The organism is Nocardia sp. NPDC050793 (assembly GCF_040654065.1).
Taxonomy (GTDB): Bacteria; Actinomycetota; Actinomycetes; order Mycobacteriales; family Mycobacteriaceae; genus Nocardia.
Genome location: NZ_JBFAHG010000004.1, coordinates 354215 through 370381 on the forward strand (window position 1 = coordinate 354215; position 16167 = coordinate 370381).

At 67.2% G+C, this 16167-nt stretch carries 15 protein-coding genes; 6 read left to right on the top strand and 9 right to left on the bottom strand.

Annotation, left to right across the window (positions count from 1 at the left end; genetic code table 11):
• Positions 1-15 precede the first annotated feature (15 nt).
• Together AB0H50_RS16190 and AB0H50_RS16195 are read left to right on the top strand one after the other, a co-directional pair.
• Positions 16-1509 (top strand): FAD-dependent monooxygenase, encoded by a 1494-nt coding sequence (locus tag AB0H50_RS16190; protein WP_357452471.1) that lies wholly within the window; start codon positions 16-18, stop codon positions 1507-1509.
• A gap of 489 nt (positions 1510-1998) precedes the next feature.
• Positions 1999-2562 (top strand): TIGR03086 family metal-binding protein, encoded by a 564-nt coding sequence (locus AB0H50_RS16195; RefSeq protein ID WP_357452473.1) that lies wholly within the window; start codon positions 1999-2001, stop codon positions 2560-2562.
• 55 nt (positions 2563-2617) lie between these two features.
• Here AB0H50_RS16195 and AB0H50_RS16200 read toward each other — a convergent pair whose 3' ends face one another.
• Entirely contained in the window at positions 2618-3181 is a 564-nt protein-coding gene (locus AB0H50_RS16200) for a GyrI-like domain-containing protein (protein WP_357452476.1), read from the bottom strand.
• Positions 3182-3400: 219 nt separating this feature from the next.
• On the opposite strand from AB0H50_RS16200, the gene AB0H50_RS16205 reads away from it, so the two are divergent.
• Complete coding sequence (locus AB0H50_RS16205) at positions 3401-5455, top strand: thioredoxin domain-containing protein (protein ID WP_357453410.1); 2055 nt, start codon at positions 3401-3403, stop codon at positions 5453-5455.
• Between the two features lie 75 nt (positions 5456-5530).
• Here AB0H50_RS16205 and AB0H50_RS16210 read toward each other — a convergent pair whose 3' ends face one another.
• On the bottom strand, positions 5531-5938 hold the full coding sequence (locus tag AB0H50_RS16210) for a MerR family transcriptional regulator (RefSeq protein WP_357452478.1): 408 nt from the start codon (positions 5936-5938) through the stop codon (positions 5531-5533).
• Between the two features lie 49 nt (positions 5939-5987).
• On the opposite strand from AB0H50_RS16210, the gene AB0H50_RS16215 reads away from it, so the two are divergent.
• Positions 5988-6869, top strand: a complete 882-nt coding sequence (locus AB0H50_RS16215; protein WP_357452481.1) for an NAD(P)-binding domain-containing protein — start codon at positions 5988-5990, stop codon at positions 6867-6869.
• A gap of 44 nt (positions 6870-6913) precedes the next feature.
• Here AB0H50_RS16215 and AB0H50_RS16220 read toward each other — a convergent pair whose 3' ends face one another.
• Positions 6914-8626 carry an adenylate/guanylate cyclase domain-containing protein gene (locus AB0H50_RS16220; RefSeq protein ID WP_357452484.1) on the bottom strand — a complete coding sequence of 571 codons (1713 nt, stop codon included), beginning with the start codon at positions 8624-8626 and terminating at the stop codon, positions 6914-6916.
• A gap of 204 nt (positions 8627-8830) precedes the next feature.
• Entirely contained in the window at positions 8831-9505 is a 675-nt protein-coding gene (locus AB0H50_RS16225; protein WP_357453413.1) for a hemolysin III family protein, read from the bottom strand.
• 148 nt (positions 9506-9653) lie between these two features.
• Here AB0H50_RS16225 and AB0H50_RS16230 point away from each other — a divergent pair, with 148 nt between their 5' ends.
• Positions 9654-10442 (top strand): isoprenyl transferase, encoded by a 789-nt coding sequence (locus AB0H50_RS16230; protein WP_357452487.1) that lies wholly within the window; start codon positions 9654-9656, stop codon positions 10440-10442.
• 38 nt (positions 10443-10480) lie between these two features.
• On the top strand, positions 10481-11083 hold the full coding sequence (locus tag AB0H50_RS16235) for a hypothetical protein (protein WP_357453416.1): 603 nt from the start codon (positions 10481-10483) through the stop codon (positions 11081-11083).
• A gap of 10 nt (positions 11084-11093) precedes the next feature.
• Here AB0H50_RS16235 and AB0H50_RS16240 read toward each other — a convergent pair whose 3' ends face one another.
• The 5 genes from AB0H50_RS16240 to coaA form a co-directional block, all read right to left on the bottom strand.
• Positions 11094-11333 (bottom strand): hypothetical protein, encoded by a 240-nt coding sequence (locus tag AB0H50_RS16240; protein WP_357452490.1) that lies wholly within the window; start codon positions 11331-11333, stop codon positions 11094-11096.
• Between the two features lie 993 nt (positions 11334-12326).
• Positions 12327-13370, bottom strand: a complete 1044-nt coding sequence (locus tag AB0H50_RS16245; RefSeq protein WP_357452493.1) for a hypothetical protein — start codon at positions 13368-13370, stop codon at positions 12327-12329.
• A complete protein-coding gene (locus AB0H50_RS16250) occupies positions 13367-13684 on the bottom strand; it encodes a hypothetical protein (protein WP_357452496.1) in 318 nt (105 codons plus the stop codon). Before AB0H50_RS16250 ends, AB0H50_RS16245 begins: the two co-directional genes overlap by 4 nt.
• Before the next feature lie 75 nt (positions 13685-13759).
• Positions 13760-14674, bottom strand: a complete 915-nt coding sequence (locus AB0H50_RS16255) for a YbaB/EbfC family nucleoid-associated protein (protein WP_357453419.1) — start codon at positions 14672-14674, stop codon at positions 13760-13762.
• 504 nt (positions 14675-15178) lie between these two features.
• Complete coding sequence (coaA, locus tag AB0H50_RS16260; protein WP_357452499.1) at positions 15179-16111, bottom strand: type I pantothenate kinase; 933 nt, start codon at positions 16109-16111, stop codon at positions 15179-15181.
• Positions 16112-16167 lie beyond the last annotated feature (56 nt).

A 16167-nucleotide genomic window follows, 5' to 3' on the forward strand; every position in this document is an offset into this window, starting at 1 on the left:
CCGAAGGCATCGCCCATGGCCACCCAGCACAGCGTCGACGTGCTCGTCGCCGGGGCCGGGCCGACCGGCCTGACAGCTGCCGGTGACCTCGCTCGGGCCGGCCGGACCGTCGTCGTTCTCGAACGATGGCCAACCATGAACCCCGCCAGCCGCGCGTTCGCCACCATGGCACGCACGCTCGAAGTGCTCGACGCCCGAGGGCTCGCCGACGATCTGCTCGCGCAGGCACACCAGGCCGGCGAAGTCAGACTCTTCGCGGGTGCCCGGCTCGACCTGACCCACCTGCGGTCGCGCTACAAGTTCGCGATGATCAGCCCGCAGACCAACGTCGATCGAGCACTCGTCCGCTACGCCACCGCGCAGGGCGCCGACATCCGGCGCGGTACCGAGGTGATCGCGCTCGACCAGGACCGCGACGGCGTGACGGTGACCGCACGGCCGAAGGACGACGACGCTCCTGGACGTCACAGCGTCTGGCGAGCCGCCTACGTCATCGCCGCCGACGGCGCGCACAGCACGGTCCGCGGTCTCCTCGGGGTGGACTTCCCCGGGAAGACGATCCTGTCCTCGGTCGTCCTCGCCGACGTCAAGTTGGCCAACGGGCCGACCGACGGCGGACTCACCCTCGGCAGCAACCGCGAAGTGTTCGCGTTCCTCGCCCCGTATGACCGGCACGATTCCGATGGCTCCTGGTACCGGGCGATAGCGTGGGACCGCAATCATCAAGTCGCCGACACCGTGCCTGTCGATGACATCGAGGTGATCGACATCCTCACCCGGGCGATGCGCACCGACCTCGGCGTCCGCGACATCGGCAGGCTTTCGCGGTTCCACTGCGACGAGCGGCAGGTCACGCGATACCGACACGGCCGGGTCTTCCTGGCCGGCGACGCCGCGCACATCCACTCGCCGATGGGCGGCCAGGGCATGAATACCGGCATCCAGGACGCGGCCAACCTGGCCTGGAAGATCGACGCCGTGCTCGGCGGCGCGCCCGAGCGGATTCTCGACACCTACCAGAGCGAACGACACCCCATCGGCAAACGTGTCTTGCGGCAATCCGGACTGATTTCCCGTGCCGTCACCGTCAACCCGCGCGTCGCCCGCGGCGTGCGCAACCTGATCGCCCCGGCGCTGTCGCACCTGCCTCCGGTGCGCGACGCGGTCTCGGGCAGCTTCGCAGGCACCTCCCTGCGGTACGCCCGCCGACGCGGCGGCAGTCGCCTGGTTGGCACCCGCGCCACCGAGATCCCGCTGGTCGAAGGCAGACTCACCACGGTGCAGCGCACACCGGGCTTCGTGCTGATCCGCGAGCACACCGCCCCCTCGATCGACACCGCGGAACTGCTGCAGGCCCGGCGAGCCGATCGAGGACCAGCCGTCCTCGTCCGGCCAGATGGCTACATAGCATGGGTGGGGGCATCGGCCGACCGATCCGGATGGTGGAGCGTTCTCGGCGCATGGACCGGGCAACAGAACGCCACCTCGCCGCGGCGAGACACACGTTGACCGATCGAGAACGACTGTCCCCGGTCTTCCTCCGGCGCTCGTGCGCGCTTTCGTCACCGACACGCCAACGCGGGCAACATCTTCCGATCCACCCCAGCTCACGGCGCCGCACAACGGCGCCCACAACTCGAACCACTTTCAATCATGGGCTAGCGCGAATTCGCCCGTCGAGCCCGGGATTTCTGTGTTCGGGCGAGGGTTGTCGAGTGGACTGACGCCCGATCGGGTGCCGAGTTCGTCACAGCGCCGGCGGGAACAGGTTTCCGAACCGGTGCTCCGGCTATCACTTCGTTGATGTTCAGTTCTGTTGTCGCACAATGCTTTTACCGAGGTAGATGCGATCGGGAGTGGTCGCCGATTCGCGACAGTCGTCGGGGCGCAATCGTTTTCGCCGCGGTTCGGGGTGAGCGCACCGCCTTGTGCGTCGGCCGACACCTGTCACCCGGTCGTGCTATCAATGCTCCAACTCCGCTCGACCGAAGGATGCCCATGGACACTCTGATCGGCCAGATCGACCGCGCTCTCGACATGACCGGCGCGATCGTCGCCGCAGTCGACGACGACCTGCTCGCCGCGCCGACGCCGTGCAGCGACTGGGATGTGCGGGCGGTGCTGAACCACACGGTGGGTGGGATGCACACCTTCGCGGCCGCGCTGAGTGGGAACGATCCGCGCGGCGCGCGCGGCGACGACTGGCTGGGCGGGGACCCGCAGGGCGCCTACGCGGCCGCGGCCGAGGTGGATCGTGCCGCGTGGGGCAGGCCCGACGTGCCGACGGCGACGGTGCAGATCGGCCTCGGCCCCATGCCAGGCCCGGCCGCGGCGATGATCCACCTCACCGAGGTGCTGGTGCACGGCGTCGACATCGCCCTGGCGATCGATCGGCCCGACCTGGCCGACGATGCGCTGTGTGCCGAGCTGCTCGCGACCATGCGGGCCATGGGCGGCATCGATGTCTTCCGTACGCCGGGGATCTACGAGGCCGAGGTGCCGATTCCGGACGACGCCCCGCCGCATCGCAAGCTGCTCGCCTACACCGGCCGGAAGTGGTGAATTCGGCGCGCGGACGATAGACCGCTGGCAGGCTGACGAACGGCAGCGCGGTCGATCAGCTCGACCGCCGCACCGGCTGACGAAGGATTGTCCTGGTGCGGCTGTCCGGACTCTTGTTCGGATCGGTCAGATAGATCTCGTGGTGCCGTCCGTGCGGGGTGAGTGCCTCGGCCACCATGAACGCCTCCATCCGCGCCAGCGTCTCCGGCTCCGTCGCGTAGGGCCCGGCGTGCAGCGCCTGCACCGAGTCGCCCTCGACCAGGCGCTCGAAACGCACGGCCCCCTCGCCGAGCATCGCCGCGGTGACCGCCTCCGGCATGCGGATCATCATGGTCCAGTGCCACTGCTCGCGCGGCACCGAGAGCGGCGGCTCGTCGGACTCGACCCACCACAGACCCTCGAGCTTCGGCACCACGAAATCCCGCCCGTCCGCCTTCGCGATCTTCTTGGCGCGGTAGGCGGCCTGATAGAGCAACTTGACGGCGTCGGTGTACGCCGGGCCGGTGGGCGCGCCGGAGCCGGTGATCATGGCGTAGTCGTAGCCGTCGAACGCGCGTAGGACCGGGTCGGCCGGTGCGGTGTAGTACTGCTTGTCGCTCTTGGCAAGATCGAGTTTCACGATGTCTCCTCCTGTCGGACTCGGATCGAGCCTCCGGTCTCCAGCTGCGGGAGAGTCAAGCGACGCGGTGAACGTAGCCGTCGGCAGCGCCTTGCACATCCGAGCGGCGGCGGTGTGCCGCCAGTCCATGGCGGTCTGCATGAGTCGAACTCTTGCGCGTAGGCCAGACACCGCAAACGGAGCGGCGCGCGGGGGCCGGATTGTGAGACCGTGGAAGATATGAACCGGCTCGGGAAAGCGACCTCACCGTATCTGCGCCAACACGCGGACAACCCGGTGCACTGGTGGGAGTGGGATGCCGACGCGCTCGCGGAAGCGCGGCGGCGCGACGTGCCGATCCTGCTCTCGATCGGCTACGCCTCCTGTCACTGGTGCCATGTGATGGCGCACGAGTCGTTCGAGGACGAGGCGACCGCCGCGCTGATGAACGACCACTTCGTCTGCGTGAAGGTGGATCGTGAGGAGCGCCCCGACCTCGACGCGGTCTACATGAACGCCACCGTCGCCATGACGGGCCAGGGCGGCTGGCCGATGACCAGCTTCCTCACCCCCGACGGCGAGCCGTTCTACTGCGGCACCTACTACCCGAAGCATCGGCGCGGCGGGATGCCCTCGTTCGCCGAGGTGCTCACCGCCGTCGGCGACACCTGGCGCAACCGGCGGGAGGACGTCGACAAGGCGTCGGCGCAGGTGGCCGAGGCCCTGCGCGCGCAGGCCGCCGGTCTGCCCGATGCCGACCTGACCATCTCCCCCGAACTGCTCGACCACGCGGTGGCGGCGGTGCTGCGCGACGAGGACGCCGAGCACGGCGGGTTCGGGAGGGCGCCGAAGTTTCCCCCGTCCGCGCTGCTGGAGGGACTGCTGCGCAGCTGGGAGCGCACCGGCGACCAGACCGTGCGCGACGTCGTGCAGCGCGCGGCCGACGCGATGGCGCGCGGCGGCATCTACGACCAGCTGCGCGGCGGCTTCGCCCGCTACTCGGTCGACAATCGTTGGCTCATACCGCATTTCGAGAAGATGCTGTACGACAACGCGCAATTGCTGCGCGCCTACGCGCATCTGGCGCGCCGGACGCCGCATGCGCAGGACTCACTCGCGCTGCGGGTCACTTGCGAGACCGCGCATTTCATCCTCGACGATCTCGGGACCGAGCACGGCGGGTTCGCCTCCGCGCTCGACGCCGACACCCACCTCGAACCGGGCGGTCCTGGCGTCGAGGGCGCGACCTACGTGTGGACGCCCGCGGAACTGGTCGGCGCGCTCGGTCCTATCGACGGTGCCTGGGCCGCGGACGTTTTCGGCGTGACGACGGCGGGGAACTTCGAGCAGGGCACCTCGGTGCTCACCCGCTACCGCGATCCACGGGACGCGGCCGAACAGGAGCGGTTCGACCGGATCAGGGAGACGTTGCGCGCCGAACGCGACCGCCGCCCGCAGCCGGCCCGCGACGACAAGGTGGTCACGGCGTGGAACGGCCTGGCGATCACCGCGCTCGCCGAGGCGGGTTCGGCAGTGGGACGGCCGGATTGGGTGGCGGCCGCGGATCGCTGCGCGCGGTATCTGCTCGCCGAGCACGTGGTCGACGGACGGGTGCGGCGGGCCTCGCTGGGCGGTTCCGTCGGCGCCTCGGCGGGCGTGCTCGAGGACTACGCCTGGCTGGTCACCGCCCTGCTCGCGCTGTATCAGGCCACCGGTGACCCGGAGCGGCTCGACCAGGCGCAGCGGCTGCTGGACACCGCCGTCGCACGCTTCGCCGATGCCGAGGCGCCCGGCAGCTGGTTCGACACCGCCGACGACGCCGAAACCCTCGTCGCCCGTCCGCGCGACCCGATCGACGGCGCAACCCCGGCCGGTGCGTCGGCCCTCGCCGAGGCGCTGCTCACCGCCGCCGCGGTCAGTGATGTCGAGCGGGCGGCGCGCTACCGCGAACTCGCGGAGGCGACGCTCCAGCGCGGTGCGGTCGTGCTCGCCCGCGCGCCGCGCTCGGCGGGCCAGTGGCTCACCGTGGCTGAGGCCGCGCTGCGTGGTCCGATCCAGATCGCGGTCGCAGCGGCGGCCGAGAATGCCGACACCGCAACGGAATTGCTGGCCGTGGCGCGTGAGCTCGCGCCGGGCGGCTCGGTCGTTCTGGCCGGAGCGCCGGATTCCGCGCCGCTGCTGGTCGATCGGCCGTTGGTGTCGGGTACGGCGGCGGCCTATGTCTGCCGCGGGTCGGTCTGCGACCTGCCGGTCACGACGGCGGAGGATCTGCGGGAGTCGCTGGCCCGCAGCTGAATTCGTGCAGCGGCTCCGAATCTCTGCGCCGCTCACCGCTGCTCGGTAAGACGTCTGCCGGTCGGCGCAGGCTGCTCAGGCGGGGACGGACTCCGGGGCGGCATCGTCGAAGGGCGGATAGCTGTCGCCGCCCATGCGCTCGGCCGCATCGATGTAGTCGGCAAGAGCGTCGCGGGATCGAGTGAGCCGGTCCATCTGATCGTTCAGTCGTTGCAGCCGCGACCGCATCGCGGTCAGCAACTCGGGACATCCGGGCAGCTCGGGCGCCTCGCCGACCGCGCACGGCAGTAGGTACGCGATGTCCTCGGAGGACAGACCGGCACCGAGCAGGTGCCGGATCTGCTTCACCCGCAGCACGGCGCTCTCGTCGAACTCGCGGTAACCGTTCGCGCCGCGGTCCGCCTCCAGCAGACCCTGGGCCTCGTAGTAGCGCAACTGGTGAGCGTTGACGCCCGCCCGACGACTCAATTCCCCGATCCGCATCGAATCCTCGCTTGACCTTCACACCGGTATCAACGTTGACGATGTTGCCATGAACAATACCGATACACCCGTGACAGTCATCGGACTCGGGCTGATGGGCCAGGCGCTCGCGGGCGCGTTCCTCAAAGCCGGGCACCCCACGACCGTGTGGAATCGCACGACCTCCAAGGCCGATCGGCTGGTGGCCGAAGGAGCCCGGCTGGCCCCGACGGTCGCCGACGCGCTCGCGGCGAGCTCCCTGACGATCCTCTGCGTCACCGACTACCAAGCCGTGTACGAACTGCTCGGCGGAAGCGAAATCGACCTGGGCGGAACGACATTGATCAACCTGACTTCGGGCAGCTCGGCCCAGGCCAGGGAGGCCGCCCACTGGGCCGGGCAGCGCGGCGCGCACTACCTCGACGGTGCCATCATGGCCATCCCGCCCGCGATCGGGACCGCCGAGGCGGTGATTCTGCACAGCGGTCCCCAGCCGGACTTCGACGCGCACAAGCCGGCACTCGACGCGCTCGGCACGATCACCTATCTCGGCGCGGACCACGGGCTGGCTTCCCTGTACGACGTGGCCGGGCTGGCCATGATGTGGAGCGTCCTGAACGCCTGGCTCCAGGGCACCGCCCTGCTCAGGACGGCCGGTGTCGACGCGGCGACGTACGCGCCGTTCGCACGGCAGATCGCCGTCGGTGTGGCCGAGTGGCTGCCCGGCTATGCCGAGCAGATCGACAGCGGCTCCTTCCCCGCCGAGGTCTCGGCACTGGAGACCGACGCGCGGGCGATGGCGCACCTGATCGAGGAGAGTGAGGCGGTGGGTGTCAACGCGGAACTGCCGATGTTGATCAAGGCGATGGCCGACCGCGCGATCGCCGCCGGCCACGGTGGGGAGCAGTATCCGGTGCTGATCGAAGAGTTCGGCAAACCTCGCAGCGCCTGACAGATACCGGCACCGGGATCGACCGCGCGCAGCCGGGCGGCGGTCTACTCGGCTTCCGTTGCGGCGCTGCGTATCTCGGTCATGGCGCTGATCGGTGCCGGGTCGTCGGTGTTATCGGCGGAGGGTTTGGGGGCGGTGTCGGCGACCCGTTCCGGGGCGGAGTCTTCGGTCGCACGGCTGTCAGCGCCGCCGAATACGGGTTCCGAGGTAGCGTCGGTGGGCGCGAGGTTGTCGGTGCCGCCGAGTGCGGTTGTCGGGGAATCCTCGCCCTGGGGCGCGGGTTGCTCGATGTCGGTCCAGCAGGCCGTCGGTTCCTGCATGCCGCGCAGCAGGATGCTGTCGTACCGGGTCCACTGCTCGCGTTCGTGCGGGGCCGCGGCCTCGATCACCGCGCCGCTCACCAGGATTCGGCGGGGCGCCTCCTTGGCCTCGGTGGTCAGGCGGGCGGCCTCATTGACCGCGTCGCCGATGACGGTGAACTCCAGGCGGGTGTCGGTGCCGACGTCTCCCGCGAACACCTGGCCGTGCGCGACGCCGATGCCGACGTCCAGCTCACCGCTCGCGGTCACCTCGTCGCGGATCCGGCGGGCCGCGCGCAGCGCCGGAGTCGCGTTGTCCCGCAGCGCGATCGGCGCGCCGAAGATGCACAGCGCGGCGTCGCCCTCGAATTTGTTGACTAGGCCGTCGTTCTCCTCGGTCGCGGCGACGACGATCGAGAGCAGCCGGTTCAGCTTGGCGACGAACTCCTGCGGCGACAGGCCGGTGGACAGCGCGACCGATCCGGTCACGTCAACGAAGAGCGCGGAGACGACGCGCACGTCACCGGTCAGGTCCATGCCTCCGGTGAGCGCCCGCTCGGCCACCTGCGCGCCGACGTGCCTGCCGAACACGGCGCGCATCCGTTCGCGTTCGCGCAGATTCGCGGCCAGCTCGTTGACCGAGTGTTCGAGCCGCCCGACCTCGCCGCTGCTGCCGACGGGCACCCGGACGTGTGTCTCGCCCCTGCTGATCAGATCCAGCGCCAGCCGCAGCGTTCGCATGGGGCTGGCCACCGCGCGAGCCAGGATGGCGGTGGCCAGCGCGCCGACGCCGATGCCCACCGCGGACAGATAGATGGCGGTGGGGATGCGGTCCGACGCGGGCGTGGCCGGGTCGGCGAGCACGACGATCAGCATGGCGAGCGGCATGGCGCCCGCGACAGCCCACGTCACGATGACCCGGACGAGCACCGAGGAACTCCAGTGCACGGTGTCGCTCAGCACCGCGGACACCACCGGAATGGTCGGCCGGATCAGCCGGTCCACGATCAGGAAGGTCACCGCCGCCGACTGCAACGCGCCGAGGGTGAACAGCGACGCCGTCACACCAGGGGTGTCGATCTCGGTCAGGTGGGTGAAGGTGGCGGTCACCACGACCACCCCCGGTATCCAGAGCGCGAGCGCCCGGACGGTGATCGCGATCGGCAGCCGCAGCAGTCTGCGCGCCTCCTCGGGCGTCGGCCTGCGCGTCTGGTCGAGCCAGCCGAAGTACCTGCCTCGGTCGCGCATGGCCAACCCGACACCGGCCAGGAGGCCGATCGCCGGATAGATCGCGACCAGGGCCATGGTGCGCATCCAGTCTTCGCCGAGCCTGCCGAAGAACCCGCTCAACCACAGCCCGATGACGATCACGGCGAGACCGCTGAGATTCGCGGTGATGATCACCGCAGACAGACCCCAGCGCGCCTTCAGCGCCCAGACGACGAGCTTGGCGATCACGACGCGCGACCACCTACCGAGGACGTCGACCGGGTACAGGTGGCGAGAAGTGACACGAAAGAGCAGCTTATCCGGCCGAATAGTGCCGGAGGGGCGGCAATGCGAAACTCGGCGCAGCGCGCTCTGCATGACTCGACGCAGCGCGCTCTGTAGAACTCGGCGCAGCGCGCTCTGTAGAACTCGGCGCAGCGCGCCCCGCAGAACTCAGCGCAGCACGACCAACCAGATCGCGACGTAGTGGCTCAGCGCCGCGAGCACCGTCGCCGCGTGGAAGAACTCGTGGTGCCCGAAGACCGTCGGCCACGGATTGGGCCACTTGGTGGCGTAGAGGATCGCGCCGCCGCTGTAGATCAGGCCGCCGATCAGCAGCAGGATCAGCGGCGCGATGCCGATCTGGTCGTTGAGCTGTCCGGCCACCGGCACGATCGCCCACCCGAGCAACAGATAGAGGGGCACGCCGACCCAGCGTGGCGCGGTCGGCCACAGGAGCTTCAGCGCGACGCCGGCGAGCGCACCCGCCCAGACCACCGCGAGCAGCGTCTGCCCGGTGCTTCCCGGCAGGCCGAGCAGCGCGAACGGTGTGTAGCTGCCCGCGATGAACAGGAAGATCATCGAATGGTCCGCGCGCTTCATCCTGATCCGGGTGCGCGGGGTCTGCCACGTGATGCGGTGGTAGACGGCGCTGATGCCGAACAACCCGCATACCGTGAGGCCGTACACCAGGGTTGACCAGCCCGCCGTCGCGGACACGGTGGCGGCCTCGGCGACCAAGGTGATCACCGCGATCGCGGCGATGCCGACCGCCCAGGTGTGGATCCAGCCGCGCATCCGCGGCTTCACCAGCGCGGCGAGCGCCTCGGCCGGCGAGGTTCCGGCCAGCTCCGCGTCGGCGGCGCCGACAGATTCGGACACGTGTGAGACCTCCTGGTTAACTGGCGAGTAACCTACGCAAGCGTAGGTTGACTCCGGCTGTCACTGTACCGGGGAATCGCGGCCGATGCCGTGATCGTGCCATCGAGGCGTACTGTTGGACGCCGTGGAGCTTCGGAGTCGGGTGCGTGGTCTGCCCTACCGCATCTACGAGGCGCGGCTGTCCAAGCAGCTGGCCGATAAACAACACCCACGACACGTCGCGGTCATGTGCGACGGCAATCGCCGGTGGGCCAGGGAGAACGGTTTCACCGATGTGAGTCACGGCCACCGCGTCGGCGCGCTGAAGATCGCGGAGCTGGTCGGCTGGTGTTCGGAACAGGGCATCGAGATGGTCACCGTCTACCTGCTCTCGACCGAGAATCTGCAGCGCGACCCCGACGAGCTGGAAACGCTGTTCGAGGTGATCACCGATGTGGTCGAGGAGCTTTCGGCGCCGGAACGGGATTGGAGCGTGCGCATCGTCGGTTCGCTCGACGGGTTTCCCGAGCTGATCGCCAAGCGTTTGCGCACCGCGGCCGAGCGCACCGAGGGACGCAAGGGTGTGCACGTCAACGTGGCGGTCGGATACGGCGGGCGTCAGGAAATCACCGACGCGGTGCGTTCGCTGGTGCGCCAGGAGATGGCGGCGGGGGAGACCGGCGAGGATCTGGTGCAGTCGATCACCGTCAACGCCATCGGTCAGCATCTCTACACCTCGGGTCAGCCGGATCCGGACCTGGTCATCCGCACGTCGGGTGAGCAGCGGCTTTCGGGCTTCCTGCTGTGGCAGAGCGCATACTCGGAAATATGGTTCACCGAGGTCTACTGGCCGGAGTTTCGCCGGGTGGATTTTCTCCGCGCCTTGCGCGATTACGCGGCTCGACATCGCCGTTTCGGGTTCTGAAACGGCCACATCCCAGTACCGTCCGGTCTGTGCATGTTCTGACGCAGACCCCGCCGACGCCCGCCCCGGCGCCGACCGGTGACGGACCGGGTCGGCAGCTGAGTTACGAGGAGTTCGGCCGCCGCTTCCTCGAGTACGCGGTGTCCGAGGAGCGCGTCGCCGCCGCGTTCGGTGAACTGACCGGCGCGGCCTTCGACGTCGGTCCCCTGCGTGTCGGGCCCGCCGGGCTGGCCAAGGTCGTCGCCCATGTGCGCCTTGGCATTCCGCGTGTGCACCGCCGCCTCGATGAGGTCATCACCTTCGAGCTGGTCCTCCCGCTGCGTGTCGGCATACTCGTCGACCTCGGCATCGACCGGCACCGCTTCGAGGTGGACGGCACGGTCCACCTGCACCTCACCGCCCGCACCGCCGAACCGCTCCGCGTACTCATCGACATCGCCGAACCCCGGCGGCGCGACGTGCGCGTCAACGTGGCCGCGGGCACCAAACGCGCCCAGTTCCTGCGCGTCCTGGTCGGGGTCGACCACGAGATCCGCCGCTTCGTCGCCCGCTACATCGCCACCGAAATCCGCAAACCGCACATCGCGGCGGTCCTCGACATCGACGTGGCGAGCCGGTTGGACCAAGCCTGGCGGTTGTAGGGGCGCGCGTTCAGAAAGACCCTGTCGCCCAGACGATCATCACGCTCAGTGCCCACATCCCCAATGTGAACGCGACCGCCTCCCGCCGCGCTTGTGGAACGACGAACCACACCGTCGCCGAGATAAGCATCGCAAGCACTGGCGCTGTCCGATACTCCCAGGGGAAGGGTATGAACCGATGCTCGAGTTGGATTTCGGTGTAGATGTGCAGGAACGGATAGGCGGCGCAGAACGCGGCCAGAAACGTCAAGGTCCGCCACAGGATTCGGCCACTGCGCCTCCGCGTTCGTTCGGCGTTACTCTTTGATGATGACAAGAGTTGTCCCGTCAACGTTGTTGTAGTTCATGTTTTCGGGTCGACCCTCGATGCTTCCCGCGCGTCGCGAATGTAGGTGTCGACGCGCTTGCCGGTTACCCTGCCGGCGTTGGCTCGCTTCATGCTTCGTCGTCGCAACGAACCGGATCTACACCCGCAGTGTCGGCCTTCATGTGGCGGGTATATCCAATGTCAGGAGCAACAGCGAAAAGCCAGGGCCGACGACGACGCAGCCAACCATCAATGAACTCGATGCGACTCCGAGCCGCGGAACCGAATACCGCAGGAGCGCGCCGAGTGCCAGCGGCGGCAGCATAGGCACCAACTATACGTCGATGCCGAAAGGCAGGTCTGTGTGAAGTAAGCTGATCTCCGTCTCGAGGACGACGAGGAGTGTGAACGAGTACAGGAATACGCCGATGGTCGCGCCGAAGACAACCTGGGCGGCAGTCTTTCCGATTCGGATGACCGGCGATCGGTGATTTCGAGGCGGTGGCGTCCCTATCGTCAAGGCCCGCCGCCATGTCAAGGATCCCGCCAATTCCCTTCGCGATTTGCTTGCATCGGCCGATCCTCGATTCTGCTTGCTGGCTGAAATTCCTGCACCCCTCGTGATACGCGAAACAAATCAGCGGCGCCACGGTATATCAGAAGTCATTGGTGAGATAGACGCGCAACACACTCAGTGCCACTATCCCAACCGCAAACGATGCTGCCTCCCACCGCGCTCTCTGGAAGCCGAACCACACCGCAGCCGAGACGAGAAGTGCCGCAAGCGGTGCCGTGCGATAGTTCCAGGGGAATGGGACGACGTGAGTATCCGGGTCCGTGTACAGCTGCCAGAACAGCCACGCGACGCAGAACGACATCGGTACTGTCAACAGCCGCCACAATGCTCGACGGCGCTGCACCTCATCACGGCCGGTATCAATCCTTGAGGATGACAAGCGTTGTCCCGTCGACGTTGTTGTAGTCCATGTTGTTCGGGTCGACCAATTTTGCGTCCTGCGCGTAGCGAATGCAGGTGTCGATTATCGCTTGTCTGTTCCCTTCCAGGCGTTCTCCGAGTTCACGGCCAGTGTGGTTGTTCCACTCGTCCATCTGTTTGGAGCCGTGCAGCTTACTCGGTTGGTCCTTTTCGTGTGCGTCGGCCATCCGTTTGGCGAAATCCGCATCGGTGGATTCCGTCATCAGCGCCTGCCAGATGCAATGTCGCGCGGCATCTTGCCGAGTCGACTCAGCGTCGCCGGGAAAAGCCTTCGCGGATTCCGTCCAAGCGATATCTCGGTCTCCGCTGTCGTTGGACTTCTTGCAGTCGAAGGGATTGTCCATGCAGACGTCCTGCTCGTTGTACCCCATCTCGCCGAGCTTTTTGCGCTCCTCGTCATAGGGCAACGCTTGCGGTTGTCCTACTGGCGTTCGTTCGGAACCAGGCAGATCATCGAAGGCATTGGTAATCGCTTGTGTGGCTGCAGTGTCAGCCGTGTTCGCTTGTGCGATGAGATTTTTGATCGTTGTCGTCTGTGTATCGGCATCGATCTCCAGTGCTGCCATTGCCATCTGGAGTTGACCCGCGTCGCTCACTGTGCCCAGCAGGGTCTGCTGTGTCGCAGCTGTAGGAGTGCATGTGCCGTCCTCTCCTACGGTATAGCCCTTTTCCTCGGCCACCCGTACCGCCGCGGAGAGACCAGCCTGTGCCGCGGCTAGCTCGGCAGCCCCAGTTCGCGCGGCTCCGGCACCAGCTTCCAGCGCGTTGCGGAGTTTTCCGGTGTCGGAGTGGAGTAGTTCGTATTGCTCGCGCATCGCATTGCCGGAGTCTCCCTGCCAGGTGCCAAGAGACCGGTCCACCGCACGGTACTGAATGTCCAAGGCTTCGGTCAGTTCGTGCGCCTGCTGCTCCCAGCGGTCGGCTTGAGCAGTCAAGGCGTCTGGCAGAAGCGTGAGAATCTGCGATTTCGTCAGCATCGTCACGGCAGATCCAGCCCGGTGGTGGCTATTTCGGCAGCGCGATCCCCGTCTTGGCTCAGGAATTGAGTAACTGTGGTGCTGGTAGCATCGCCGAGCGTCTGCATGCCGGCGGCAGCAGCGAGCACCGCGCCGAAGACAGCGGTGATGGCGTTATCGCATGCTCCGAGCACACGAGTTGCGGCTAGGCCGTAGGTGACGCCGTCAACGGGTCTGTTTGCCTTGCCCAGCACGCTGATCGTGGACGTCGTCGTGGCGAAGGTATCCGCCAGTCGTCGGACGTCGTCCGGGTCGAAGTGGAATTGCTCGAGCTTGCTCATCGTACCCCCCTGTCGCACATGGCGTTTCGTAGCGTCCACTATAAATGCCGCAATCTGCGCGTGCGATCGTCGTCGCTAGCGCTGCCCCACATCCCAGTCGTCCCAGGAGTCATAGAGTGGATAGAGGTCATCGTCGCCGCGGAGTTCGGGGAAGCGCGGTTCGAGCCACTCTGGCACGGCGGGTGGCTCGCCGGTTTCGGGGACCGGATCGGTTGGCGGACAGGAGGTCGGCGGATCATGCGCGAGGTGGGAGCGCGGAGGTGGTAGGGAAGTCCGATTCGGTTCCGGAACCGAGGTGGTTTCGGCGGGTGGCGGTGTCTGCCGAGGTCGCGGGCGCTGCGGTGTCGCGGTGAAGTAACAGTCATCGTCATCCGGACCAGCGAATGGCTGAATGACGTGGTGCATCGAATCGTCCTGTGTGGCACCATTTTCGATCCCAGGGGTGACTCCGGCAGGGTCTAAGCCGGAATTCGAGTCGGCGTCTGGGCTGTAGCCAACACCGGGAGGCGAGCCCGGATCGGGTTCGGCACTGGTGCTCGAGTCGCGAGCCGCAAGCGTGTCTGGTAGCAGACCATCCTCTGCGCCCAAGTTGGGCATCCGGCTCGAGCCGGAGTCGGAGGTGGTATTTCGGTTGGCCCTGTGATCTGTGTCGGCGCAGGAACGCGACCGCGAGTTACCGTTGTCTTGACGAGCAGCGTCCTCGGACGAGCCGTCCACTGTCTCCGCAGCCTCGCCGAGACCGGCGTCGCCTCCGGAGTCGGCCGCATCGTCGGCCGACCCGGCACCGTCGAGTTGCTCGACAGCCTCTCGTACCGCGTCTCCCGCTCGCGTGAAGGCGAGCTTGTGCAACTCCACCACGACATCGGCCAATCGGTGCACGCTCAGCGTCGATGAATCGCTCACCGTGATGGCGTGCAGTACGCCGTTCGCGCCGACCACGACGGTGACCGACCCATCCGCGGACGAGGCCGTCCCCCGAGCGCGCGCCATCGCGTCCTGCAGCCGCTCGATCCGCGCCGTCGCCGGTCCTTGATCCCCCAAGTCACCCCCTGATATCTGACCCGAGTTTAGTTGCGGGCAGCGCGGATTGGAATGCGAGCTGACTGGATTGGTGGTTGGGCTACTCTGGCGCGGGCAGACCAAGGTTCGTACAAGGGGGATAGTCGATGAGTCCACTGGAGAGCAGCCACCCGCATCCCGATGACGCGCGCATGCTCGCGGGTGCTTTCACGGCAGCGGGTTTCCGGGTTGCCGCCGCGGGTCGCCCGCCTGTCGAGGACATGCCGACCGCGTTGCCGGACACGGCGGTCCTGGAATCCTGCGGCGTCGCGGTGCGACTCGTGGATCGTGCGCTCCGAGAGACGGCCGCCCGACTGCAACGCTCAGGTGCAGCAAGCTTGCGCGGGGCCGACGCGGGAGGCGACTTGTCCCGCTATCCGTGCTGCTTCTGAGCATTGTCGGGCCGCAACGGCTGAAGCCCGTTGTGGCGACGAGTCACAACTTCCGCAGCCGGAGGCGGTTGATGCTGTGGTCGGCGTCCTTGCGCAGGACGAGGGTGGCGCGGGGGCGGGTGGGGAGGATGTTCTCGACCAGGTTGGGGCGGTTGGTGGAGTTCCAGATCTCCTTGGCGGTGGCGGTCGCCTGGTCGTCGGTGAAGCCCGCGTAGTGGTGGAAGTGGGCGGCGGGGTCGGCGAAGGCGGTCTCGCGCAGGGTGAGAAACCTTTGCACATACCAGTTTTCGATGTCCTCGATACGCGCGTCGACGTAGATCGAGAAATCGAACAGATCCGAAACCATCAGGCGCGGACCGGTTTGCAGCACATTCAGTCCCTCGACGATGAGGATGTCCGGCTGACGCACGCAGTGGAATTTGCCGGGCACGATGTCGTAGGAATTGTGCGAATACACCGGAGCGCACACCTCGGGCGCGCCCGATTTCACCTCGGTGACGAAGCGCAGCAGTTTGCGCCGGTCGTAGCTCTCCGGAAAACCCTTGCGGTGCATGATGCCGCGCCGGGTGAGTTCGGCGGTGGGATAGAGGAACCCGTCGGTTGTGACCAAATCCACACGCGGATGGTGGTCCCAGCGGGCCAGCAATGCCTGTAGCACACGCGCGGTAGTCGATTTTCCGACCGCGACACTGCCCGCGACGCCGATCACGAACGGCACCTGCTGATCCGGATGCTTCTCCCCGAGGAAGGTGGCGGTCGCGGCGAACAGGCGTTGACGGGCGGCCACCTGCAGGTGGATCAGACGAGCGAGCGGCAGATAGACCTCCGCGACTTCCTCGAGGTCGATCTGTTCGCCGAGGCCGCGCAGACCGATCAGCTCTTCCTCGGTGAGCACCAGCGGAGTCGATTTGCGCAGCGTTCGCCACTGCTTACGGTCGAATTCCACATAGGGACTCGGCTCGCTCATTCGTGCCACTTACCCGACGCTCCGTTTCGGCAAACACGCACACAAGCCGGTTCGGCCCTGTGAGA

Excerpts from the sequence above, each read along its gene's own strand:
- AB0H50_RS16190 (WP_357452471.1), top strand. The coding sequence starts at position 16 with ATGGCCACCCAGCACAGCGTCGACGTGCTCGTCGCCGGGGCCGGGCCG.
- AB0H50_RS16195 (WP_357452473.1), top strand. The coding sequence starts at position 1,999 with ATGGACACTCTGATCGGCCAGATCGACCGCGCTCTCGACATGACCGGC.
- AB0H50_RS16205 (WP_357453410.1), top strand. The coding sequence starts at position 3,401 with ATGAACCGGCTCGGGAAAGCGACCTCACCGTATCTGCGCCAACACGCG.
- AB0H50_RS16210 (WP_357452478.1), bottom strand. The coding sequence starts at position 5,938 with ATGCGGATCGGGGAATTGAGTCGTCGGGCGGGCGTCAACGCTCACCAG.
- AB0H50_RS16215 (WP_357452481.1), top strand. The coding sequence starts at position 5,988 with ATGAACAATACCGATACACCCGTGACAGTCATCGGACTCGGGCTGATG.
- AB0H50_RS16250 (WP_357452496.1), bottom strand. The coding sequence starts at position 13,684 with ATGAGCAAGCTCGAGCAATTCCACTTCGACCCGGACGACGTCCGACGA.
- AB0H50_RS16255 (WP_357453419.1), bottom strand. The coding sequence starts at position 14,674 with ATGGCGCGCGCTCGGGGGACGGCCTCGTCCGCGGATGGGTCGGTCACC.